Origin of the sequence: Sphingobacterium gobiense, from assembly GCF_002980575.1 — a bacterium.
Classification (GTDB): Bacteria; Bacteroidota; Bacteroidia; order Sphingobacteriales; family Sphingobacteriaceae; genus Sphingobacterium; species Sphingobacterium gobiense.
In genome coordinates, this window is the sequence record NZ_PVBS01000002.1 from 921,345 (window position 1) to 935,909 (window position 14,565).

Genomic DNA, 14,565 nt, shown 5'->3' on the forward strand with positions numbered 1-14,565 from the left:
TCTATTTGTTTTTCTCGTGCTCCTGGACATCTACCACAGCAATAGTGATCATGTTGACAATCTCGCGAACGGAACTATCCAGTTGTAATACATGTACCGGTTTGTTCATGCCTAGCAGAATAGGTCCTACGGCCTCAGCATCTCCTGCTTCCTGCAACAGCTTGTACGCAATGTTACCCGATTCCAGATTAGGGAATACTAATGTATTTGCAGGTTCGCCGTTTAGTGTACTGAATGGAAAATTTGCTTTTAAAAGACTACTATTTAAAGCAAAGTTCGCTTGTATATCACCATCCGCGGTGATGTGTGGGGCTTTTTCCCGCAGTGCTTTTGCGGCTTCCCGAACTTTATCCGCGGTTCGTCCATCATTCGATCCGAAATTGGAATACGATAGCAGCGCGACACGGGGTTTTATATTGAAGCGTCTCACCGCTTCGTCCAATAATATAGCAATATCTGCGAGCTCTTCGGGCGTTGGATCTGCATTAACGGTTGTATCACCAAAGAAAAGAGGCCCTTTGGAAGTGAGCATGATATACATACCTGCTACGCGACTGTTCGGTTTCGCACCGATAACTTGCAATGCCGGGCGGATAGTTGTTGCATAGTTGCGTGTTAATCCAGAAATCAAAGTATCCGCTTCGCCAAACTGTACCATACTTGCAGCAAAATAGTTCCGATTAGTGGCCATCAACTTGGTTGCTTCATGCTCTGTCATACCGCGTCGTTGCCTTTTGGTATAAAGGTGTTGTACAAACCTGTTGAAGCGCTCGGAACCTTTTTCTTCGGTAGGGTCGATGATCTCTACATCACCAAAATCGAAATCGTATTCCTGGATTAAGCTTTGGATTTTTTCCTTACTACCTAACAAGATAGGAAATGCAATTCCCTCTTCTTTTACAATCTGTGCAGCCCGAAGTGTTTTGTAATTGTCCGCTTCTGCAAAGACCACCCGTTTAGGGTTTTTCTTGGCTCTGCTCGTCAAATTACGGATAATCCGATCATCTTTACCCAAACGCTTGCGTAGGTCTTCTTTATACTGTTCCCAGTCTTGTATTTCTATTCTGGCCACACCCGATGCCATGGCTGCTTTTGCCACCGCCACAGACACCTCCGTGATGAGACGAGGATCTGTTGGTTTAGGAATAATATACTCTGCCCCAAACTTCAGATTACTAGTGTCATAAGCTTGATTAACTTCTTCCGGAACAGGTTGCTTTGCGAGCGCTGCTATGGCATGAACGGCCGCAATTTTCATTTCCTCATTAATGGCGGTTGCACGAACATCTAAAGCTCCTCTAAAAATATACGGGAACCCCAATACGTTATTTACTTGATTCGGATAATCCGACCGTCCGGTACCCATAATGACATCCGTACGCGTAGCTAGCGCCAAATCGTAGGCAATTTCAGGATTCGGATTTGCCATGGCTAACACAATCGGTCTAGGCGCCATAGAAAGTAGCATTTCCGGTGTTAATACATCTGCTGCGGATAGTCCGATAAAAACGTCAGCATCTTTTACAGCTTCGGCGAGAGTATAAATATCACGATCTGTTGCCCATTCGGCTTTTGTTGTATCTAGCGTTTCGCGGTCTTTACGGATCACCCCTTTACTATCCAACATGACAATGTTCTCCTTTAGGGCTCCTACAGCCACATACATGGCCGTACAAGAAATGGCGGCGGCACCAGCACCGTTTACAACGATTTTGACTTGACTGATATCTTTGTCTATCAATTCGCAGGCGTTAATTAAAGCTGCGCCCGAAATAATCGCCGTACCGTGTTGGTCATCGTGCATGACCGGAATATTCATTTCTTCTTTTAAGCGGCGCTCTATCTCAAAACACTCGGGCGCTTTAATATCTTCTAAATTCACACCGCCAAAAGTCGGTTCGAGTGCTTTTACGATATTGACAAATTCGTCGACATTTTTGGTGTCCAGTTCGATATCAAAAACATCGATATCTGCAAATATCTTGAATAACAATCCTTTTCCTTCCATTACAGGTTTGCCTGCTTGTGCCCCGATATCACCGAGACCCAGTACGGCGGTACCGTTACTGATAACGGCAACCAGATTTCCTTTAGAAGTATATTTATATGCGTCTTCACTGTTTTCAGCAATAGCCAAACAAGGTTCAGCTACACCCGGTGAATAAGCTAGTGATAAATCTCGCTGTGAATTGTGAGGCTTTGTCGGAACGACTTCAATTTTGCCAGGTCTTCCCTTGGAATGATAGTCCAAAGCGTCTTTTTTTCTGTTAATACTCATTTGTTTAAGTAAAAGTGAATCATCTAAGTTGAACTAAAACGAAACTGATGGAGGAACGTCGATCTTCCCTGCAGTCTGCATCGTAATCCGACTACGAATAATATAAGTTTTATGGATACAAAGCTAAAATTTCAAAAGAAGATTAGCGAATTTTTAATGCTATTTAAGACTATTCAATAATTTAAACATCTCTTGCCGCATGGCGGCTGTGCTTCCTGTATAGTTATTAACCAGCAGCGAAAACGTAACCGGCTGTCCTGATTTGCTTGTATGGAATCCGGTATATCCCAAAACCCCACCGATGGTGCCACTCTTCATCGTTATACCATTAATGGTGGGTAGACTTTTTTTAAAATCGGCGAACCATGGTCTACCTTGTGCATAATGCATGATTTTCGCCATAGCTGCCGTAGTAACACGGTTTTGTGGAGAAAGCCCAGAGCCATCTTGAATGTTCAGTTCACTGTTCGGGATACGCAGCTTTTGTTCCCAATACTTGCTTAGCAACGATGCTGCCTCCAGGGTAGTAGATTCGTTGTGGCTTATGATACCAAAACTTTTGAGCATGGCTTCACCATACAGATTGATACTTTTTTGATTGAACCAATGTATGATGTCTTTCAGAGCAGGAGATTGATGTATGTCAAGTTCTTTTGGGCGCTTGTTTAGGGTTATCCCCTGGTTTAATAGCCGCTTTCCTGTGGTTGGTAAGCTATCCACGGCAATGCCTATATCCGATAGAGCGCGCGTCAATTGTTGCGCTAATGCTAAAGCCGGATCCGGCACCGCTATTTCGATAACTTTCTTCAGATCTCGGCCATATGTTCCACGTAGATATACAATGTTGGAGTAGGGTGCAGAGTAAGCATAGACATTGTCGCCAGACCCATTCGGTCCCGTAATCACCTCATTGATGAGCGTACCATCTGTCAGGGGCAGGGATGTCGAGGCAACAAAAGTGGGTTTCCCAACGGTATGCGGAGAAATGACAATGCCGACTTTGTTTTCGTGCCAATTTAATCCAGATATTCCGGCACCATAATAATTCCCTATGTCTTGCCAGTTCCACGTGGGCGGGACATCGTTTCCATTCAGATACAGATCATCACCAATTATACGGCCGTCTATTCTGCTTATGCCAGCATGCTGGATCTTATATACCCATTTGTTCAGTATAGTTTCGGCCTTGGTGTTGTTGAAGCGATCACTACCTAGCGTAGGGTCGCCGGAACCGATCACGATAATGTCACCATGTAGCACACCCAAGCTGTCAATTTCACCTGTATAAGCCAACTTGGTCTGATAGGTATAATCCGGACCTAAGATATCTAATGCCGTGATGGAGGTGATGACTTTCATCGTTGACGCTGTCGGTAACCCAATGGAAGCATTGTTTGTAAATATCGGTTGGCCCGTGTTGCCGTCCAGTACCGTCAGAGACGCAATACCATTAGGAAGTTTACCACTTTTTACAAACTGTTGATAAGCATGATCAATATTATTCTTCAATGATTGCGCATAGCTCGCGTGCATTGATAGCAGCAGTATTGTCACTATCCAAGTCATGGAGTATGTTTTTTTTACCATATTCTTTATATGTAGTTGTACAAACTTAAAAAATTAATTGAAGGATTTCTTTCGACAAATTCATACTCCTTTTTTCTTGATAAAAAAGGAGCCAAAAAATCAAGGCTGAATATAGTTTTACGATTTTTCTTTGGCTATTCCTAAACAGCATGAAACTCCCTCCGGTCAAACAACATGCTGTTTTTAATGGAATACCCTGCATAAAAATGGCCGTAAAACAATATAAGGCCAGTTTAATCCACATAACCGCGAAGCGACGCTTTTTTGAGCAACTTTTTTCTAAAAAAAGTTGCATAAAGAAAACCTTCTTTTTCCATTATCTTTTTGCAAAGAAAAAAGAATAAATTAACTTGCCAAACAACAGAAATGAATGAATATGACATATAGAGAACGCTTAGATGCGATCAGGAAAGAGATGAAGTCGCAAGGGATTGATGCTTATATCATTCCGTCTTCAGATCCACATATCAGCGAGTATTTACCCGATCGCTATAAATGTATCGCTTGGGCTTCGGGTTTTACGGGGTCGGCAGGAACGTTGGCTATTACTGCTAATTTTGCGGGCTTATGGACCGATGCTCGGTATTTCGTACAGGCGGGTGAACAATTAGAAGGAACCGGTTTTGAACTTGTAAAATTGAAAACGCAGGGTGCGGCGGAATATGCGGATTGGTTGGCGGAGCAACTCCCTGCTGGTAGCAACGTAGCGTTCGATGGTAATCTAGCTTCTGTAGCAGTGGCACAAGCTGTGAAGGATGCTCTTTTACCAATGGATATTCAAGTTAATGGACATGTTGATATTTTGGAAACGATCTGGGATAACAGACCGACACTACCGACATCTCCGGCATTCCTGTTGGATGAATCCACTACGGGAGAGGGTACGGCAAGTAAATTAAACCGTGTCCGTCAAAAAATGAAATCTAGACGCGTTTCTGCCCATCTCGTTTCTTCGTTAGATGATTTGGCTTGGTTGTTAAATATCCGGGGGAACGACGTACCTTGTAACCCGGTGGTTTTGGGGTTTGTGCTGTTGGCGGGGAATGAAACGACTTTGTTTATCGATCCCAATAAATTGAACGAGCAGGATAATGCAACATTGGAGCAGGCAGGGGTATCTATAAAACCTTACGAGGAAGCGTTCCAAGTAGTTTCGTCGCTGAGCGCTGATACCATTTTGCTGGATCCCAAACGGACTTGCTTTGCGATGTACGATGCGGTTCCGAAATCTACTAAAATAATAGAAGATCTTAATCCATCTACGTTAATGAAAGCGGTGAAGAACGCGGTGGAGATCGCGCATACCCGAGATGTTATGGTTAAAGACGGCATAGCCATGACACGTTTTTTCAAATGGCTCGAAGAAGAAGTGCGGCATGGAGAATTAACGGAGATTTCGATTGCTGATAAGTTGCAGCATATACGTGCCGAGGGAGAAGATTTCGTTGATATTTCGTTTGATACGATTGCCGGTTACCGGGCGCATGGTGCATTACCCCATTATAAAGCAACCGAAGAAAGTAACGCAGCTTTAAAAGCCGAGGGCTTATTGCTGGTGGATTCGGGCGGACAATACCGGGATGGTACCACGGACATTACGCGGGTTGTTTCGTTGGGCAACATCACCCAAGAGGAGAAAAAAGATTATACGTTGGTGTTAAAGGCACTTATAGAGGGATCAACAGCCGTATTTCCAAAAGGCACTAGGGGATACCAAATAGACGCGCTTACACGACGTCCGCTCTGGGATGAATTGCGTAACTATGGACACGGCACCGGGCACGGTGTGGGCTTTTTCTTAAATGTGCATGAAGGACCGCATATTTTCAATCCGACAAATGTCAATATTCCTGTAGAGGGCGGGATGATTTCGTCTATAGAACCTGGATTATATCGCGAGGGTAAATATGGTATCCGTATTGAGAATATAGTGTTGAGTAAAGAAATCGCTTCCAATCACTTTGGTGATTTTATGGATTTTGAGACCATGACGATCTGTTATATTGCGACAGACTTAGTCGATAAATCCTTGTTAGACGATGTACATGTAACATGGCTCAACGAATATAATGCGTGGGTGTTTGAGAAGTTAGCCCCTCATTTGAATACGGACGAAGCAGTATGGTTGAAAGATAAGACAAGTCGTATTTCCTAACGAAAGTAGGATGAAATACCAATTGATTAAATAAGAGCGGGATAGGCGAAAAGCACATCCCGTTCTATTTATAATTAAAACCGCCTATGATGGCCGCGGGATGGAGATTCTTATTGTTGTAAAGAAAGCTTCGGGGGCCGTTTCCATCCAAATACAATATCGTTAAAGCCACTAAAAGGGTGTCGTATGGCTCCGAGGGGGCATCGAAAACCACTGTTTGTTCTTCTACTGTTATACCTTCCCGCGGTATATCAATTTCGATCTCATGTATACCGTGTCTAAAATAGCTTCGTCTCCTGAATAGAAAACCAAAGACCTCGATTTGTATCAAGATATGTCTGCAATTTTTCGGTAAAAGCAAATGTTCAGTTGGATAAAATTCCGGGAAATGGACATAGAGTTCTTTGTCGTTTAGGTTTACGATTGGATCAAGATGGAAGTAATCGTGCAAATGACAGTTTTCATTGAACTGAAAGCCGACCAACCGGCTGATATTCCCTTTCTCTATGTTATTGTAACCTAATGTTGGTCGAGCTGTGGTGCGCATAACACGCTGTATGTATTTTATTAAGCGATTATGCATTTTATCGTCGCACAATTGCTGATGGGTTGACACGAAGGCGTTACGGATTAACGCTCAAGCAGCGCTCGCATAGCCGAAGTCAGCGGCTGCGGATTTACTAGATTCCGTTTGTCGAATTTTACGACCTGGTTTGGTCTGCACAATGTTTTTTGTGCCTACTTTGCGAGATACCAAGTTTCCCACCTGCCCTCTCAGATATCCATTTTCATTTGTTGCCATACCCCGAAGTTAATCTTTATATGTTGTTGATTAATAACCATTTTTGATTTTTAGGAGAATCGAAATCGACCTTCGATAGGTATTTTAGAATTTCATAATGTGGCTTCGAGAGGTATTATGAAAATTGCAACAAGGGCTTGTTTCGGTTTTCTTTTGTAGGGCTTTGATATAACTAGGGTTTTACTTGGGCCTACGTTCGGGATGTTTAGATGGTGCAAGAAAGATGCAAGCATGGTGTTTTCGACTTTGACACGGACTCAACACGGACGCACTACGGGGGGGTGCCGGCTTCATGCAGACGCTAGGACGAAGAATTGTCGAATGGCTCCCCAAGAGCCTTCAAAGTAATGTCCAACTGTTTATCGTTATTTATTTTCATTCATAAGTTCCAGACGTCCATATAGCTTGTTCAGCATTTCACAGGGATCGGCGTCGATCGCTTTTGTAATAAGATATAGTTCTTCTGTTAAAAGTTCCCCTAACGCTGTTATATTTTCTTTTCAAGAATAGCTTTAAAGCTAACTAACGTATAGAAAAAATATACAAATAATTTGTATGCTGTAGATTTTTCTGTATATTTGTATATAAAATCTATATATTTAACTTTTTGTAAATCGATTATGGCAGCAAACAAACAACTTTTAGTCGAACGATTGGTTCAGCTTTATCAACTTGTTCTTTCTACGTCTCCTCAACATATATGAAATATAATATTGTTATTGCAGTGATAGTTGGAGCGATCTCAAATTGAACCAATCAAACTTAATATGAAAAAAAAAATAGCTAACAAAGATACCTATGCGGGCATAATGTATTCCATGGATTTTATGTATTGGTATACTTATTTAAAACGGAGAATAGCAAAAGGGTGGTCTGCCGAAGAAGTTTCCTTTTTATTGGGAAGGGCTCCATTTTACTATAGTGATTTTGAACGTATGCATAATGTTGGGCGGATTTTACAAGAGGAACGTATGCTGCTGGATAGGATCTATCAAGATTCGACGACCGAAGCGATGACGTTCCATCGTGAAAGATACGAGACTAATGAGGAGCGATTGGTCCGGGTCAATATAGAAGATCAACGATTTTACAAGGACTACGAAATTATTATCCCTTGGGTCCTGGCGAGTAAAGAGTCGTATACGGAGAATGGGAAGACAAAAATAAGGAGCTGTGCGGTTCCTGAACTTACATTTAGGGAATGGAAGGAGGACGAAAGTTTAGAGTCGGTATCCGATGCGACTATAGATGTTCGAGAAAAACTAAATCGTCTTTTGAAAAGTAAATATTTTAAAGAAGGTAGAGCTCCTGATGAAATATTTCAAGTGGTGGAGTTTACAGGGCAACATAATCTCCAGATTTTACCCAAGCACCTAAAGGATGGGCTGTACAATCTGATTAAAGCTGGAGAAGTGTGTGTGCGCAATGTAGATGGAAGATATTTACTTTTTGAGATTTAACAAGATAGTCTGCCAATTTTCAACCTAAGCAATTAAAGGCGGAGTTACGGATATCGATTTATTATACATGAACAATAAAAGAATGAAACGAGAATTGGAAATGGATCATCTGGTTGTGCCCAATAAATTTAAAGTGGGGTGTAAGGTTGCTGGATTTCAGGTACATGAATTTTTACAACTTTTTGTTGATCATTATTCACTGATAGATAATCACTTCGATGATAAGTCGGCTTTTAGTTTGGCAACTAAGTCATTCTATTTTATTCGTGAGGAATTTGGTTTAGAAGGGGAGACAATGCCTAATACAATGACCAGGCAGGATAAAGATAAAGGAGTTGGTTTCGTCAGGCGAATGGTAAAGCTTGCCACTAATCGGAATTATAGTTTCTCACAACGTAGAAATAAGAGTAAAGTTTTGACGGGACAGCTTTTTGAACTGTTTTCGAAAGGAGTCGAATTGAAAGATACAGTCTACTTAGATGAGTTTAACTTCATTAAACTGAATAAGGATATACGGTTCCAGTGTATTCTTACTGGGGCCTCTCCTGTCGAATTGCTTAACGCTATAATGCAGTACGTTGATATGCCTAATCACTTAGCGAGATTTCATTTGGAAAAATTCATTTTTAATCCTGTTTTAGGTTTCTTTATTAGAGTTATGGATGGATATGGGAATATCCGAGATAGTGACTATCTGGATTCTGAAGAATATGCTGAATTCATTTGGTCATTACAAGAATTGCCCAAACAGTTTTATTTCTATAGAAATCTAGAAGATAGAATAGAAATTTATCAGGAGTGGCTAGGTAAATTCTTGGAAGAAAATCGTTTTTAAATTTAAAATATATTAATAATCATTCTTATGAGCAATATAGATCAAATTAAGTTAACAGCAGCGTTTAAACAAGCGTGTGAAATATTTAATATGAAGCCAGAGTTTGTTATCCAACAGTTTGTTGACAATGTTGATATAGCGCGTTATATGTGCTTTCCTTTTGAAGAAAAACGTTGGGCAAATGTGTTGATAATGGAGCAGATTATTGCGGAAATTGAATCAGCAGATGAGTTGAATGGGTATTACGAGTTCAGTGAGAAGTGGGCTGCTATGATGAAGAAGGATAGAAAAAATGCTTTTGAAAACACTAAAAAGCTATTAGACGAATGGCATAAGGTGATTTTAGAAAATCGCATTTACGAAATTATGAAAGATGACGATGAGCGCAATGATAACTTATCAAACAAAGATTAATTATGCCCTTTGCAAACCCTACCCCTTATGATTATTTCCCGCGGAGGTTGCACCCGCAGGAAATCGGGAATCCTTATAATGCAATCAATCTATTTTTTGGTTGGGAGAATTTTCCGGCATAGAGAGCACATCTGAATCATTGGAAACAAGCCGCTCTATTACCGGGATATCAGATGAATAATGAGCAGACTTTGCAAACATTTATTCGGTATGAATTTATAGAGACGCTTATCGAGGGTCTTTTTATGATCTGTAGATTGGATAAAAGTTACTGGATGCCAGATACCGTGCTTCGTCATAGCTATGAGACGCATGGTAGTTTCTTTAGGCCGGATACAATAGGCTTTAATAAAGCGATAGGTTATTTCAATAACTGCTATATGCCACAGGAATTTGAACTGGAAGCGTATAAGTTAGTTTATCTCGATGATGAAGAACGAAAGAACCCGATGACGGTGATTTTTCAGCTGTGGGAAACATACAACTTGCCGCATGTTCGAGATGCGCTCTATTGGTGGCTTGTAGTGAGTATGGATTATACGTCTGCTGATGATAGTCGGGGCGATGATTACTTAATAGAGTTTCATACGCATCTACAACGTGTTATTGAAGCTGCACACCTCATCTATATCTGGAACATGGATAAGTGGCCAGCGCTGTATCCTTAATGGAGGTTGCAAAAACGTTTTTATTGAAATAGAATAAACCAATCCCGCGGCAAGGAGTCTATCTTTGCAAAGATCTTGTTGATATGAAAAAGTTTATCGTTTGTGTTGCGTTGATGTTGTCGTTTTCTGTTCTGTTTGCACAGCGAGGTGCTATAGACACTGATATTTTTGGGGCGCTCCAGTATAGATCTGCTGACGGGAGATATAAGGCCAGTCTCGAAAAAAATATCTTTGATGACTTGATATTTACAGATAGCCGCAATAATAAGCTACAGTACGAAAAGAAATATCTAGATAAGGCAGAGCCTGATTTGAGGGGGAATAAGGATGCGCAAATGAGACTGCTAAGACGGTTGGTAAGGGAAAATAGCCGACACGCCGACTATAGGGCTACTTTTAAGGTGGATATTTTTGATAAAACAATAATCGAGGATAATAAAGGTTATAAACTGGAGGAAGGGAAGGATATCTTCGGGCACGTTAATGTGAAAGAACGGGTGAATGGCTCTAAAACCCAGCTCAAAAGAAATCTGCGCGGAGGTTTAGAATATACGCGGGATAACAATAAAGCTTCTTTTGATAAAGATATATTCGACAAGTGGATTTATAAAGATAGTTTTGGAAATGAGATTCAGTTTGGTAAGGAAACCTGGAAACGCATCTTGGAGCACTATGGCACGGACGAAGAGTTTTTCTGGGAGCTTCTGGATCGGTACTTTTATTGAGGCATAACTACTTATCGGAATAGTGTCGCGTTTAGAATTTTTTGACAAATTCTGGGTTGTATGAGCTAGCTGGCTGCGTTATTTCAAACTCCATTTCCAGCGCCTTAGCAAAAGCTTTAATTACTGCCAATTGCTCTTTGGTTTTAGGATGAATTACTACTGTGTCCATATCGTCAAATTTACGAAGTACCATTGATGTGGTGAAACAGTTATCGTTCTGTCGCCATTTTTTTATATAAAACCCGTATCTTTATATGTATAATATGTTTAATAAGTCGGTAGGTATATCATGCATATCAAGAAAGAACATAATCCACAACATTTTAGCGATGCGGAAATTGCGTTATTGAAAGAGGGGTTGAAGCGTTCGTATAAAGAGCGGTTTGAGATGGCCACGCGACTCTATAAAATACAAGAAACGCTTAAGAAAGCGAAGATCGTTCATAAACCTTTTGTCCAAAAGTAAAAGATGGATATCTTTGATGAAGAAATATTAAATTTTTGGCGAAACCTCGCGAATGCCAAGGTGTCCTATATTATGATAGGGGGCTATGCTACAAATTTACACGGCTTCCAGCGATTTACTGGTGATTTGGATATATGGATAAAAGATTCTATTGATAATAGAAAGAATCTGAGAAAAGCATTCCAATTATCAAACCTTGGCGATATTCCACAGTTAGAAACTATTCCTTTTATAGCTGGGTGGACGGACTTTCATCTTAACAATGGGTTACGTTTAGATATCTTGACCGATATGAAAGGGTTAGAGGGATACTCTTTTGATGAATGCTTAGCAATGGCTTCTGTGGCAGATATTGAAGAGGTACATGTTCCTTTCCTGCATATCAACCAGCTGATAGCGAATAAAAAAGCTGTTAATAGACCTAAAGATCAAATTGATGTTCAGGCACTCGAAGAAATTATAAAACTTAGAGAAGAGTAGAGATTTCTCCCTCTACATACATGTGTTCCACCTTATAAGATATTAGCTATGGCCTAAAAGACATTACTTGTGGCTCATTAGTATGGCGCTTTGCGTCAAAAGTAATATTTTAGCGTTTCCCTTCCAAAAGCTTAAAAGTATTCTCAATATGCTGTTCAGAAGCTTTCCAATCGTCGTGACCAGGAATCACCAAATTAATCTCGGGATAGTGGGCGAGTAATCTTGCCATCGAGGGTTTCCATTCTTTGACATCGCCGTCGCTGGTATTACCGAGGTTTTTGGCATCCGAACTCTTGATAAAACAGCCACCATCCAAGATCTTGTATTCGGGAAACCAGACGACTACATTATCCATGGAGTGTCCCGGGCCGAAGAAATCGAACACAAAAGATTCGCCGCCTACGGAATATGTCTTTCCTTCTTCGATCTTACGGATGGCCAGCGGCTTACCATTTGCACGCAATAATTCATTGGTACGCGCTGTGGCATATGTTGGGATGCCTATGTTGTTGTAATAGCCGAAACCTCCGGCACGGTCTTCATGCCAGTGGGTGGCATACACACCGATGACGGGCATATCGTGTTTTTCTTGTATACTATCCAAAAGTGGCTGGTACTGTGTGGGATCCCAAGGGGTATCAAAAAGGAGTGCACCTTCTTTGGTAAGGAGGTATAGTGCATTGGCTGAAACCTTGGTGCCCTCATATTCGTGATAAGTGGTGAAGAGATAGAGTTTAGGGTTGATCTGCTCAATGACCAGTGGTTTATCTTGCGTAGACACGCTGGCTTGCTCGGCATCCTTCCTTTTCTCTATCCAGATCCGGTTCAGCCACAATTCCTGATTTCCTTTTGCTTGAAATTCGACATTGTATTGGCCTGCTTGCTCGACGGTAATCTCGCCGATGTGGCTATCCACAAACTCATCCGTGTAATTGTCTTCGTTTGGCTCGGCTACCACTTTCCCCGAAGGGACTATCGTTCCTTCGATGGTCTTGTCAGCAAATCGTATGGAGACAAGAATACGCTCTTTTGTTGGATTGTGCGCAGATAGATCAATATGGTAATGGCCAGCTTCTGGAAGATACAGCTCCCAGGTTATTTTCTTGCCCGCTGTCTGCACATAGGCCGGACGGGTATCATCTTCTTCCACAAGCTTAAGGCGCTCTCTATTTGCCGCGTTCGACCCTTTCAGAGCAAATCCGCCAAAAGTGGACTCCGCAACAATGGATGGAACCGTTTCTATGGAATCGTACGTCAGGCGCACGACCGATACAAAGGGGTCACTCTGCTGCTGCGGGAGCTGTATATGTGTCAGGGGACCATGTTGTTCGAACGATAATGGTTGGCTTCCATCGACGGATAACAATACTGCTTTTTGAGGCTTGCTGCTTATTCCTGACACGCGAAGTTTCCCGTCTAAAGGCCAGTTGAATATATGGAGATAGACCGTATTACTTTTTCTACTTTTTGTGATTTTGCCCCAATCGTGTTGATTGACTTGTAGATCCAGTCCCGTGTTGTTGAAAAGCGCTTCACCGTAATTGCGCAGCCATTTACCGATATCGTTAAGCCGGCTAATGCTCTCATGGGGCACGGAACCATCGGCTCTTGGTCCTATATTCAAGGTAAAGCCTCCATTAAGTGCAACGTTGCTGATGAGGGATTCAAAAAGTTGTCCTGTTGATTTCCAGTTTGTTTCTTGTCCGTTGTAGCCCCATGAATGGGCTATCGTGCCCGGTGTTTCCCAGGGGTGGTCGATGTAGCTTGTGCCGAACTGGTTGTCCCCTAATGTCTCAAAATCTACATAGTTGGCATCTGTTGGCAACCCCAGACGGGAGTTGATCAGACAGTTGGGTTGCAATTTGCGGATAAGGGCGACGGCTTGTTCCAGTTGTTCCCGTTTAAATATGGTCTTTTCATAGGGAATCCACATATCGAACCACATGATGGCGATATCGCCGTAATTGGTCAGCAGTTCTCGCATTTGTGGGATCGCTTTTTCCTGCCAATACTGATTAAATTGTTCGTCCCTGACACGCCCGGTTAATTCTTGATTATGATCCCAGGCGTAGGGATGCTCCCAATCGAGCCAATGCGAATAATAAAAGCCAAGCTTCATATCGTGTTTACGGCAAGCGTCGGCAATTTCTTTGATGACATCCCTATTTGCACCAGATAATTTGGGTAGGGAATAATGACCTACTTTCGTGTCCCATAAAGCGACACCATCGTGATGTTTTGCGGTGATGATGATATATTTCATCCCCGATTCCTTTGCCAGCAAGACCCAGTTTTCAGGGTCAATCTTGTCCCAAACAAACCGTTGAGCCAGTTCGCCGTATTCTTCTTTGGAAATACGGTTGCGGTATCGGATCCATTCCGCGTAATTGTTGGCATACCGCAGCGGTTCTCCTTTCCACATCCCCTCGGCAGCGCTATACAGCCCCCAATGGATAAACATGCCGTAACGCGCATCTTCGAACCATTCGGTACGCGAAGACTGCGCTTCTGTAGCGGAAATACTTAAATAAAACAATATAATGATAGTGAGATAGCTTTTAAGCTTCCTTTGTTGAAACATGTTTAGCGATTTAATACCTCTAAAATAGCTTTCCAATACATAAAATGAAAGGGTTCTCCATATTTTCTTTTTTGCCTTAGCATTTAACGATGGGACGATACCATTGCATGGACT

Annotated in this window: 14 protein-coding genes and 1 pseudogene; 8 read left to right on the forward strand and 7 right to left on the reverse strand. The window is 41.8% G+C overall.

The genetic code is table 11. The features are described from left to right. Position 1: 1 nt before the first annotated feature. Both C5749_RS12570 and dacB read right to left on the reverse strand, forming a co-directional pair. The gene (locus C5749_RS12570; RefSeq protein WP_105726524.1) at positions 2-2,278 is read right to left on the reverse strand and encodes an NADP-dependent malic enzyme; all 2,277 of its coding nucleotides are present in this window, start codon (positions 2,276-2,278) and stop codon (positions 2-4) included. 159 nt (positions 2,279-2,437) lie between these two features. Next, positions 2,438-3,844, reverse strand: a complete 1,407-nt coding sequence (gene dacB, locus C5749_RS12575; protein WP_245893765.1) for a D-alanyl-D-alanine carboxypeptidase/D-alanyl-D-alanine endopeptidase — start codon at positions 3,842-3,844, stop codon at positions 2,438-2,440. Positions 3,845-4,241: 397 nt separating this feature from the next. On the opposite strand from dacB, the gene C5749_RS12585 reads away from it, so the two are divergent. After that, entirely contained in the window at positions 4,242-6,020 is a 1,779-nt protein-coding gene (locus C5749_RS12585; RefSeq protein WP_105727037.1) for an aminopeptidase P family protein, read from the forward strand. Positions 6,021-6,084: 64 nt separating this feature from the next. On the opposite strand, the gene C5749_RS12590 is transcribed toward C5749_RS12585, so the two are convergent. Beyond that, the gene (locus C5749_RS12590; RefSeq protein WP_146113750.1) at positions 6,085-6,567 is read right to left on the reverse strand and encodes a hypothetical protein; all 483 of its coding nucleotides are present in this window, start codon (positions 6,565-6,567) and stop codon (positions 6,085-6,087) included. A gap of 90 nt (positions 6,568-6,657) precedes the next feature. Then, positions 6,658-6,822, reverse strand: a complete 165-nt coding sequence (locus C5749_RS19645) for a hypothetical protein (RefSeq protein ID WP_181151401.1) — start codon at positions 6,820-6,822, stop codon at positions 6,658-6,660. A gap of 767 nt (positions 6,823-7,589) precedes the next feature. On the opposite strand from C5749_RS19645, the gene C5749_RS12595 reads away from it, so the two are divergent. The 5 genes from C5749_RS12595 (at position 7,590) to C5749_RS12615 (ending at position 10,924) form a co-directional block, all read left to right on the forward strand. Beyond that, the gene (locus C5749_RS12595) at positions 7,590-8,282 is read left to right on the forward strand and encodes a hypothetical protein (RefSeq protein WP_105726527.1); all 693 of its coding nucleotides are present in this window, start codon (positions 7,590-7,592) and stop codon (positions 8,280-8,282) included. An 82-nt stretch (positions 8,283-8,364) separates the two neighbouring features. Next, complete coding sequence (locus C5749_RS12600; RefSeq protein WP_219847977.1) at positions 8,365-9,117, forward strand: hypothetical protein; 753 nt, start codon at positions 8,365-8,367, stop codon at positions 9,115-9,117. A 27-nt stretch (positions 9,118-9,144) separates the two neighbouring features. After that, positions 9,145-9,531 carry a hypothetical protein gene (locus C5749_RS12605; RefSeq protein ID WP_105726529.1) on the forward strand — a complete coding sequence of 129 codons (387 nt, stop codon included), beginning with the start codon at positions 9,145-9,147 and terminating at the stop codon, positions 9,529-9,531. Between the two features lie 173 nt (positions 9,532-9,704). After that, positions 9,705-10,199, forward strand: coding sequence for a hypothetical protein (locus C5749_RS12610; protein WP_105726530.1), 495 nt, complete (start codon positions 9,705-9,707; stop codon positions 10,197-10,199). An 83-nt stretch (positions 10,200-10,282) separates the two neighbouring features. Continuing rightward, positions 10,283-10,924 (forward strand): hypothetical protein, encoded by a 642-nt coding sequence (locus C5749_RS12615; RefSeq protein ID WP_105726531.1) that lies wholly within the window; start codon positions 10,283-10,285, stop codon positions 10,922-10,924. A 31-nt stretch (positions 10,925-10,955) separates the two neighbouring features. On the opposite strand, the gene C5749_RS19650 is transcribed toward C5749_RS12615, so the two are convergent. After that, complete coding sequence (locus C5749_RS19650; protein ID WP_181151402.1) at positions 10,956-11,093, reverse strand: DUF2683 family protein; 138 nt, start codon at positions 11,091-11,093, stop codon at positions 10,956-10,958. A gap of 120 nt (positions 11,094-11,213) precedes the next feature. Between C5749_RS19650 and C5749_RS19655 the strand changes: the two genes are divergently transcribed. Together C5749_RS19655 and C5749_RS12620 are read left to right on the forward strand one after the other, a co-directional pair. Continuing rightward, complete coding sequence (locus tag C5749_RS19655; protein WP_181151404.1) at positions 11,214-11,390, forward strand: hypothetical protein; 177 nt, start codon at positions 11,214-11,216, stop codon at positions 11,388-11,390. A 3-nt stretch (positions 11,391-11,393) separates the two neighbouring features. After that, on the forward strand, positions 11,394-11,870 hold the full coding sequence (locus tag C5749_RS12620; RefSeq protein WP_105726532.1) for a hypothetical protein: 477 nt from the start codon (positions 11,394-11,396) through the stop codon (positions 11,868-11,870). Positions 11,871-11,979: 109 nt separating this feature from the next. On the opposite strand, the gene bla is transcribed toward C5749_RS12620, so the two are convergent. Further along, positions 11,980-12,699 (reverse strand): BlaB/IND/MUS family subclass B1 metallo-beta-lactamase, encoded by a 720-nt coding sequence (gene bla, locus C5749_RS19965; protein WP_425443445.1) that lies wholly within the window; start codon positions 12,697-12,699, stop codon positions 11,980-11,982. Positions 12,700-13,413: 714 nt separating this feature from the next. Beyond that, positions 13,414-14,451: pseudogene (locus C5749_RS19970) on the reverse strand (alpha-L-fucosidase); the annotation flags it as partial. Between the last annotated feature and the right edge of the window lie 114 nt (positions 14,452-14,565).

Bases quoted from the DNA above. Each gene is read 5' to 3' on its own strand.
- C5749_RS12615 (WP_105726531.1), top strand. From the start codon at position 10,283: ATGAAAAAGTTTATCGTTTGTGTTGCGTTGATGTTGTCGTTTTCTGTT.
- C5749_RS19650 (WP_181151402.1), bottom strand. From the start codon at position 11,093: ATGGACACAGTAGTAATTCATCCTAAAACCAAAGAGCAATTGGCAGTA.
- C5749_RS12585 (WP_105727037.1), top strand. From the start codon at position 4,242: ATGACATATAGAGAACGCTTAGATGCGATCAGGAAAGAGATGAAGTCG.
- C5749_RS12570 (WP_105726524.1), bottom strand. From the start codon at position 2,278: ATGAGTATTAACAGAAAAAAAGACGCTTTGGACTATCATTCCAAGGGA.
- C5749_RS12600 (WP_219847977.1), top strand. From the start codon at position 8,365: ATGAAACGAGAATTGGAAATGGATCATCTGGTTGTGCCCAATAAATTT.
- C5749_RS12620 (WP_105726532.1), top strand. From the start codon at position 11,394: ATGGATATCTTTGATGAAGAAATATTAAATTTTTGGCGAAACCTCGCG.
- C5749_RS12595 (WP_105726527.1), top strand. From the start codon at position 7,590: ATGAAAAAAAAAATAGCTAACAAAGATACCTATGCGGGCATAATGTAT.
- C5749_RS12590 (WP_146113750.1), bottom strand. From the start codon at position 6,567: ATGCGCACCACAGCTCGACCAACATTAGGTTACAATAACATAGAGAAA.
- C5749_RS12605 (WP_105726529.1), top strand. From the start codon at position 9,145: ATGAGCAATATAGATCAAATTAAGTTAACAGCAGCGTTTAAACAAGCG.
- C5749_RS19655 (WP_181151404.1), top strand. From the start codon at position 11,214: ATGCATATCAAGAAAGAACATAATCCACAACATTTTAGCGATGCGGAA.
- C5749_RS12610 (WP_105726530.1), top strand. From the start codon at position 9,705: ATGAATAATGAGCAGACTTTGCAAACATTTATTCGGTATGAATTTATA.
- dacB (WP_245893765.1), bottom strand. From the start codon at position 3,844: ATGACTTGGATAGTGACAATACTGCTGCTATCAATGCACGCGAGCTAT.
- C5749_RS19645 (WP_181151401.1), bottom strand. From the start codon at position 6,822: ATGGCAACAAATGAAAATGGATATCTGAGAGGGCAGGTGGGAAACTTG.